Source organism: Rhizobium sp. TRM96647, from assembly GCF_025780115.1.
Taxonomy (GTDB): Bacteria; Pseudomonadota; Alphaproteobacteria; order Rhizobiales; family Rhizobiaceae; genus Mycoplana.
On sequence record NZ_JAOXHF010000009.1, the window covers coordinates 1 to 9344 of the forward strand.

At 64.4% G+C, this 9344-nt stretch carries 4 protein-coding genes; 2 read left to right on the forward strand and 2 right to left on the reverse strand.

The window, feature by feature from the left end:
* On the reverse strand, nt 1-4178 hold a 4178-nt coding region (locus OCK02_RS17140; protein WP_263814084.1), incomplete at its 3' end, for a cadherin domain-containing protein.
* A gap of 112 nt (nt 4179-4290) precedes the next feature.
* A complete protein-coding gene (locus OCK02_RS17145) occupies nt 4291-5214 on the reverse strand; it encodes a calcium-binding protein (RefSeq protein ID WP_263814085.1) in 924 nt (307 codons plus the stop codon).
* A gap of 622 nt (nt 5215-5836) precedes the next feature.
* Between OCK02_RS17145 and OCK02_RS17150 the strand changes: the two genes are divergently transcribed.
* Entirely contained in the window at nt 5837-6598 is a 762-nt protein-coding gene (locus OCK02_RS17150) for an outer membrane protein (RefSeq protein ID WP_263814087.1), read from the forward strand.
* A 93-nt stretch (nt 6599-6691) separates the two neighbouring features.
* Nucleotides 6692-9344 (forward strand): Ig-like domain-containing protein (locus OCK02_RS17155; RefSeq protein ID WP_263814088.1); only part of this gene is annotated, 2653 nt, incomplete at its 3' end.

The following is a 9344-nucleotide window of genomic DNA, read 5'->3' on the forward strand; positions in this document are numbered from 1 at the left end:
TGGCTCCTGGCCGTCTCGTAGTCCACGGCCTTGGCCAGCTGCAGCTGGTTGCCGACGACCTTGAAGATGCCGCCGGGATTGGACGACAGGCTGTAGGAGACCGCACCGCCTTCCGGGTCCTTTGCCGACAGCGTGCCGACGACCGTGCCGACCTTGGCGTTCTCCACAACCGACGACTTGGAAAGCGCAAGCGCAGCCGGCGCCTCGTTCACGTCCTGCACGCCGATGGTGAAGGCCTTCTCGAAGCTGTTGCCGGCCTCGTCGGTGACCTTGAGGCGGATCGCGTGGTTCTTCGCGCTTTCGTAGTCGAGGCTCTTGCCGACGACCAGCTTGTTGCCCGAAATCTTGAACGCGCCATCGGCGTCGTTCACCAGGCTGTAGGTGAACGCGGTGCTGTCGGTATCGGTGGCCGAAAGCGTGGCCACCGTCGCGCCGACGGCCGCACTCTCCTTCACCGACGAAGCCGACAGCGCGATGTTGGTCGGCGCGTCGCCGGTCCCCGTCTCCTCGCCGGTCTCCAGGTCGACGAGCTTGCCGTTGAAGCGGGCGTACTCGACGTCGTTCACCACCGTCGTCGCACCGCTGGCGGTGTTCTTGATCGAGACCGTGCCGTTGTTGTTCTCACTGATCGTATAGCCGGTCCGCGAGCCGGTGAAGACGACCGTGTCCGAGCCGGCGCCGCCGTCGAACAGGTCGTTGCCGCCCTTGCTCTCGATCGTGTCGTCGAAGCGCGTGCCGACATAGATGTCGTTGCCGGTCGAGCCGATGAAGTGCTGGGCGTATTCGTCCAGTTGGTTGGCGTAGAGGTCGAGACGCGACTGCGGCGCGGTCTCGCCGTACATGTGGGCGACGGAGAAGTTGTGGACCGCGCCGTTCAGCTCGATCTCGGCCTCCTCGGCGGGATTGCCGGGGGTGGGGTTCTCGAAGGTCAGGCCGGTGATCCTCAGAAGCGCGTTGCCGCCGGTGAAGTAGCCGTTGCCGTCGAAGTTGCCCGAACCGCGGGTGCCGTATTCGATCGTGTTGATCTCGCCGGCCACGGTGTGGGTGGCGAACTTGTAGCCGAGGTCGCCATGGGCAAGGATGTACTTCGACGCTGCGCCTTCGCCATAGGACAGGAACATTTCCTCGCCGTCGAACTGACCGACCACATTGTCGAAGGTCGGCATGCCGCCGGCGCCCGATACCTCCAGGAAGCCGCCGCGCAGGAAGGTCTCGAGGTCCATCCCGCCGGAGCCGGAGGCGTCGATGGTGATCGTGCCCTGCGGCGGTTCCGTCACGAGCTCCGTCGTCTGGTCGGCGAACTGCGCCTTCTCGATGTTCTTCACCGTGTCGACGCCGTCGTTGGAGCCGCTGCGGTTGTCGGTGATGGTCCAGCTTCCGTTGGCGTTCTGGGCGATCGTGTAGTTCGCCATGTTGCCGCTGAAGACCGCGGTGTCGATGCCCGCACCGCCGTCGATCGTGTCGTCGCCCGCGCCGCCGGTGAGCTTGTCGTTGCCGCCGCCGCCCTTGATCGTGTCGTTGTAGGCCGAACCGGTGAAGGTGTCGTTGCCCTTGGAGCCGATGAAATTCTGGGCGTAGTTCGACAGCGCCGAATAGATATTGGCCGCGTTACCGGTCTGCACGGCGCTGTAGAGCGCGTAGAGCAGGTTGATCTGGGCCACGTGGCCGGTGCCGGGTGCGGCATCGAGGTCGAGGCCGGTGATCTTCAACTGCTCGGCCAGCCCCTTGATGAGGCCGGCATCGCCGGTGCCCGGCGTGCCGGTCGTGCCGCCGGCCCATTGGCCGAAGGTCAGGCTGTCCAGCGAACCGGAGATGCCGTGCCCGTAGGACATGCCATGGCCGAGCATGTCGTAGGCGAGATCGGTACCGCCGAGGACGACACGGTCGGCCGCGTCGACGCCGCCTTCCTTGTACTTGAAGGCGATCTGCTCGACATCCCTGTACTGGTTGGTGGATTCACCGCCGTAGAAGGTGAAGGCGCCGTTGGTCAGGCCGGCGAAGTACTGGCTGATGAAAGTCGCGAAATCGATGCCGCCCGTCGATCCGGACGCATCGATCGTCAGCGTACCTTCCGGCGCGTCATAGGCGTCGGCATGCTGGATCGTGAAGGTCTTGGAGATGACGTTGCCGGCATCGTCGGTGGCGGCGACCGTCACCTCGTAGCTCCTCTGCGAGGCCGTCTCGTAGTCGCCGAGCGGCTTGGCGAGCTTCAGCACGTTGCCCTCGATGATGAACAGGCCGTCGGCGTCGTCCGTCAGCGAATAGGTCAGCACGCCGCCTTCCGGGTCCGTCGCCGAGAGGTTGCCGACGATGGTGCCGGCTGCCGAGTTCTCGGCGACCGCGATGTTTTCCACGCTCGGAATGATATGGGAGGTGAGCTTCAGCCCGGTCGGGTCCATGTTGGGTGCATCGATCAAGCCGTCGAGGAACTGCAGCTTCTCGATGCCCTTGAGCGTATCGACGCCATCCGTCACCTCGCCGGTGCGGTTGTCGGTGATCGTCACGGTGCCGTTGCTGTTCTTGACGATCGTGTAGTCGTCATGGTTGCCGCTGTAGATCGCGGTATCGGTGCCCGCGCCGCCGTCGATCGTGTCGTTGCCGCCACCGCCGGCGAGCACGTCGTTGCCGGCATTGCCGCTGATGGTGTCGGCGAAGACCGTGCCGGCATAGGTGTCGTTGCCGGAGGAGCCGATGAAGTTCTGCGCATAGGCGGAAAGCAGCGCCTTGACGTGCTCGATCTCGGCCGGCGTGCTGGAATTCGGGCCGTGCATGAAGGTGGCAGCGACAACGTTGGCCTCGCCGTAGAGGCGGTTCATCAGGCTCGAATCGTTGGAGAGGTCGAGGCCGGTGATCGAGACCTCGGTGCCGGTGCCGTTGCCGAAGGCGAGGCCTTTAACGGTACCGCCGACGACATGGACGTCTTCGCCGGTGTTTTCGGCGCTGTTGGTGTCGGCCCAGTAGTAGGCGAGATCCGAGCCGGTCAGCCAGACCTTGCTGCCGTCGGAGAACGTGTAGGTGTATTCGGATGAGACGTTCGGGGCGAAGGTGACGCCATCGGGCAGGCTGTCGGTCACCTTGGAATAGACGCTGTCGAGATAGGTGTTCCAGTTGAAGCCGCCGTTTGCGCCGGCAAGTGCCGTATTGGCGTCGATCGTGATGGTGCCGCGTGCGGTGTCGCCGGCTTCCGCCGCGTCTACCACATGCACCTCGAAGGTCTTCTCGTGCACGACGCCGCCGGCGTCCGTTGCCTCGATGGTGACCGAATGCAGGGCGTCGGCCTCGTAGTCCAGGGCGCCGTTGACCGTCAGGTAGTAGCGGGTGATGCCATCGACGACGCGCTCGGTCAGCGAGAACAGCCCGCCGGCGTCGTCAGTCAGGACCGCGCTCGTAGGCACGAAGCTGAGGTCGTTCAGGAGTTCCTTGACGTAGCCGACCTCGGTGCCCACCTCGACGTTCTCGACCACACTCATGTAGGTCTTGCCCGTGGGCGCCGAACTGACCGAGAAGGGATCGTCGGTCGACTGAATGGCGATGATCTGGCGGACGGGGCCGCTGCCGTTGTCGACGTCGAGGACGAGGTCGTAGACGCCGTCGACGCCGTTCGGGCCCTCGAAGTCGAGCGGCGAACGGACGACGACGCTGATCGAGCCGTCGGCGTTGGTCTTCAGCATGAACATGCTGTTGTCGCCCTCGCCGGAGGGCAGCGTGTAGGTCAGCTCGTTGCCGTCGGCGTCGGTGGCCGCCAGGGTGGCGAACGCGAAGCCGGAGCGCGCCGATTCCGATACCGTGGTGTTGGAGAGGTAGTCGAGTTCACCGGTCTCGGTGACGGAGACGTCAATGGTAGCCTGTCCGGTGGATTGCGAAGGGCCCCCGTCGACACTGTATTCGATTCGGAAAGCGATCTGGAACTGGTCCACGTCGCCGAAATCGATATCCTGGCGCGCCAAAAACTTCAGACCGATTGTCGAGGTGAAATCCTCGGAGAGAATAAATTCATATTCGAGATCACCCGCAAATGCCGCCACGTCACCGAGGTAGGTGACATCCATCGGATAATACTCGGCGAGCGCCTGATCCGGCGTGAACATCACGGTCGCAAGGACATCACCCGACGTGACCTGTTGCTTGAAGATGGTGTCATCGATCTCGATGGTGAAGCCTTCGAACGTGTACTGCATGTCCTGATCCCCAAAATACGCACCCTGGTCCGTTTCAATGGGCGCGCAGCCAAACCTGGCCGTTGCGAAAAGACGGACGGACGCGGCCCCGGCCGCGTCCGTCCCTGTGCGATTAGACGAAGATGAAGTCGCTGGCGCTCGGCGTTCCGCTCAGCGTGCCGACCGCCACCGCGAATTCGGCGACGCCGTCATTGCCGACAACGTCGGCGAAGAACTTCCCGGCGCTGCTGTCGTACCAGAGGCTGTCGGCCGCGGCGCCCGAGGCGGAATAGCCGCCGCCGAGGTTAAGGGCGCTGACGTTGAGCCTGTCCTCACCGGCCACGAATTCGGTGACGGTGTCGAAGGCGCTGACGCTGCTGTGGCCGACATTCGCAAACACGAACGTATCCGCGCCCGCACCGCCCGTGAGCGTATCGGCACCCGCACCGCCGGTGATCGTGTCGTCACCCGCGCCGCCGTCCAGCGTGTCCGCCCCGCCGTTGCCGTTCAGCGTGTCGGCATTGATGCTGCCGGTGATCGAATCCGCGCCGGCGCCGCCGTTGAAGGTGATGCTGTTGGAGGCGTTGTTGAACAGATAGTCCTCGAACGCCGCCTCGTTGCCCTGCAGCAGGCCGAAGAAGGTCGTGTTCAGCGCGTTGCCGGCGCCCGAGCCGGAAAGGCCGAGGCCGGTGATGGTGAGGGCCGACGACGCCAGGCTCAGGTCGGTGCCGGAGAAGGATGCCGAGGGAGAGGCGACCGAAGTGCCGCCGTTCAGGAGGTCGGTGCCGATGCTCAGGCTGTCGAGCGTGCCGCTGAGGGTGCCGGTCGCATAGGTGAAATCGCCTTGCGCCACGAGCGCGTTGTTCGTCCCGCTCGGCGGCTGGATCCCGTATTCGACATAGTCGTTGGTCGCAGGCGTTCCGCCGTTGGGCACGAACACGCCGGCATTGCCGGTTCCGGTGATCGGATTGGGGCTAAACCCCCCGTTGAAATTGTCGAGAATGGAATTGACGTTGACGCCGCTCGCAGAGTCCACGGTGATCGTAATATTAGCCATGTCGATAATCCCTTTCAGAGGCGCACGGAAGGCACGCCCTGGCGTTGAAGGAGTTAGCTTGATGACCAGTCATAATGTGACTGTTGCCGGTGCCGCCCTGCACGAGGGACAATCTGACGACAGAAGGCGAAGGGCCTCACATGTTTGATTTCACGCAACAATTTATGCCCCGTATCAGCGACGGCAAAGCTCCGCCGCCCGACCCGCCAAGGCGCGTCGGTCAGTTGTCCAGCGATGAAAAAATTCTGATTGCCGGCTCGCCCCTTCGGCGGTCCCGCATCCATGCCCTGTGGCGCTCCGCGACAGCGGTTCGCACCCCGTCGGCCGTCGGGCTGCAGTCCTGAGACCGGCAACCGGGCGAGCCGAAGCAACCATTAGTTATCATGAATTTTAGAGTCAAGTATCAAAATGGAGCTATGTATGAATTTCTGGCGGCCGATGGGGAGGTTTGGCGCGACCCGAGCGCGAACGGCAAATTTTCCGTGATCGCGAGCCTTAGGGTTTGCCGATCTTTACAACCGGTGATAAGCGAAAAACCCGGAAAATCAGAATCGGCGGCTCACCGCCACCTTTCGCCGCCATTTCACCCGCCCTTTCACAGGCCTTCATCCGGAGTATCCAGGTGTCCAAGCTGAGCATATTTGCAGCCGGTTCGATCGTGGCAGCCCTGCTCGAAGCGACCGTCGCCCAGGCCGCGGATGCCGGAGCCCCGTCCGCCGCCCGGTCCTGGACCGGCTGTTATGTCGGTGCCAATGCCGGCTACACCCGCGCCGACGTGGACGCGACCGACGCGCCCTTCCGTGACGGCCCCTTCGGCGGCAGCGGCATTTCCTGGAACAGCGCCGGCGCGCCCTACGAGACGATCGGCATGGACGACGGCGGCCTCTCCGGCGGCCTCGAGGCGGGCTGCGACTACCAGTTCGATCTCGGCGGAACGGCCTTCGTGCTCGGCGGTGTCGCCGATTTCTCGCTGATGAACCTCGGCGACACCGGCACCTCGGCGATCAGCGCCGACACCCATACCGGCTTCGACGTCGACTGGGCCGCGAGCGCCCGCCTGCGCGCCGGCATCGCCGCCTCCGACCTGCTCTTCTACGTCACCGGCGGCTATGCGCTCGCCGATGTCGACGTGCGCGCCTACGACCGCACCGGCGCGACCCGGATGGACGTGAAGGGCGGCGGCACGGAAGGCGGCTGGGTCGCCGGCGGCGGCGTCGAATGGCGCTTCAAGCCGGATTGGTCGGTTGGCCTCGAATACCTGCACTACGACTTCGGCACGGTGACCGCGACGGGACCTGCGACCTTTCCGGCCGACGCCAATCCGCGCTTCGACAACGACGTCAGCTTCGACGCGATCCGCATCGGGCTGAAGTGGCGGATGTGATCGCCGGATAGAACGCATTGGGCAGGGTGACCGCGGTTCCGGCCGGCGGCCGCCTTGCGGGGGCGCCTGAAGGCGCGTGAGGGGACTGGCAGCATGGCACAGACGACGATCGATTTTTCTTCCGACATTCGCGACGGAACGGCGGGCGGAGCGTCCGGCGACAATTCCCTCCAGATCGGTGATTTCATCTTCACCATCAACGCCCAGGGAAACTGGACGGCTGATTTCAGCGGCGGCAGATTCAATTTCCAGGAAGATGCCGCCTTTGGCGACGCGTTGTTCGATATTACCATTACCAGCGCCTCCGGTGCGCTGATCGACTTCTACGACTACCAGATCAGCATCGATGCCAATCCCGCCTATGAAGGCATCTGGCCGGCCGGTGTCGCAATCGATGGAACGCGCTGGGCGGACGACAATCTGCATGGTAATGGCATCGGGCCATACTACTACAGATCCATGTTCATGGATCCCTCGACAATTCCCGCGATCAGCCGGGGCACCTCGCTGTCGATTGCTGACACGATTATCCCCGAGACCGAGATATCCGGCCGGGTCACGATGTGGCTCGACAACATCACGTTCGACTATGCAATGCCCGCTCCCCGGGTCTCCAGTGTCACCGCCTCATCGCCAGACGACTATTACAAAGTCGGCGATGTTATCACCATCACGGTTTCCTTCGACCAGACCGTCGACGTCACCGGCACGCCGCAGTTACTGCTGGAGACCGGCTTCACGGATCGCGTTGTCAACTATGTGTCCGGCAGCGGCACAGATACGCTGACGTTCGCCTATACCGTTCAGACAGGCGATACATCGGCCGACCTCGACTATGTCTCGACCACCGCTCTCACCTTGAACGGCGGCACGGTCAGCAATGCCGACGGCACACATGCCATCCTCACCCTGCCGTCACCGGGAACGGCCGGTTCCCTCGGCGCCAACAAGGCTATCGGCGTCGACGGCCTCGTGCCGACGGCGGTGATCACGATGGCGGACACAATATTTACTGCTGGGGAAAGCACGACCGTCACCGTCACCTTCAGCGAGGCGGTAACCGGCTTCACGCTGAGCGACATGTCGGCCCTGATCGGGAGCCTCAGCAATCTCTCGACGACTAACAACATAGTCTACACGATGACCTTTACGCCCGCGCCGGACTTGGAGGGTTCGGGCTATATATATCTCCTGCCGGGCTCGGTTGCCGACATCGCCGGCAATACGAATGTGGCGGCAGACTCCCTGCCCTACTACATCGACACCCGGCCGCCGACAGTGGCGAGCGTGACCACCCCGGCCAACGGCATCTATAGGGCCGGCCAGAACCTCGATTTCACCGTCAACCTCTCCGAGGCCGTTGTCGTCGACACCTCGGGCGGCACGCCGCGGCTCGCCGTGACCATCGGCACGGACACGGTCTATGCGTCCTATCTCTCCGGCAGCGGCACCTCGGCGCTGGTGTTCAGGCTGACGCTGACCGAAGGCCTGCGGGACGCAGACGGCATCGCTCTTGTCGGCCCGCTCGAGCCGAACGGCGGGACACTGCGGGACCCGACCGGCAACGACGTCGTGCCGACGTTGAATTCCGTCGGCGCCACCAACGGCGTTCTGGTCGACGCCGTCCGTCCCACGGCCGACATCACCATCTCCGATGCCGTGCTGGCGCCGCTCCAGACCACCACCGTCACGATCACCTTCAGCGAGGCCGTCACCGGCCTGGAGTCCAGCGACTTCTCCGTTCCCAACGGTATGCTGTCGGGGCCAGTAACCTCCGATGGCGGCATCACCTGGATGGCGGTGCTCATAGCCAATCTCGGGGTCACGGACCTCACCAACGTCATCACGCTCGACATGACCGGCATCACCGACGTCGCCGGCAATGCCGGCTCCGGCACGACGGTCTCGGCCAACTACGCCATCGACGCCGGCCCGCCCCCGAATGTCCCCCCGACGCTCACCGGCGACCTCGAGGCGACAGTGGCGGAGGGCGGCAGCTACACGATCACCACCGCCGACCTCAACTTCTCCGACCCGGACGACGGCCCCTCGGATGTCCGCTTCACCGTCTCCGCCGCGGCGAACGGCACGGTCCATGTCGACGGCAAGGCCGCGACCAGCTTCACCGGCGCCGAGCTCGCCGCCGGCAAGGTCACCTTCGTCCACTCCGGCTCGGAATCGACCAAGGCCTCCTTCAAGGTCTCCGTCGAAGACGGCAACGAGGACGGCTCGACGCCGGTCGCAAGCACCTTCAACCTTACCGTCACCTCGGTCAACGACGCGCCGACGCTCACCGGCGACCTCAAGGCGACGGTGAAGGAAGGCGGCAGCTACACGATCACCACCGCCGACCTCAATTTCTCCGATCCCGACGACAGCGCCGCCGGCGTCCGCTTCACCGTCTCCGCCGCCTCGAACGGCAAGATCCAGGTGAACGGCAAGGCCGCGACCAGCTTCACCGGCGCCGAGCTCGCCGCCGGCAAGGTCAGCTTCGTCCATTCCGGTGCCGAATCGGCCAAGGCGTCCTTCAAGGTCTCCGTCGAGGACGGCAACGAGGACGGCTCGACCCCGGTCGCCGGCACCTTCAGCTTCGCCGTCACCCGGGTCAACGACGCGCCGACGCTCACCGGCGATCTCAAGGCCACGGTGAAGGAGGGCGGCAGCTACAGGATCACCACCGCCGACCTCAATTTCTCCGATCCCGACGACAGCGCCGCCGGCGTCCGCTTCACCGTCTCCGCCGCCT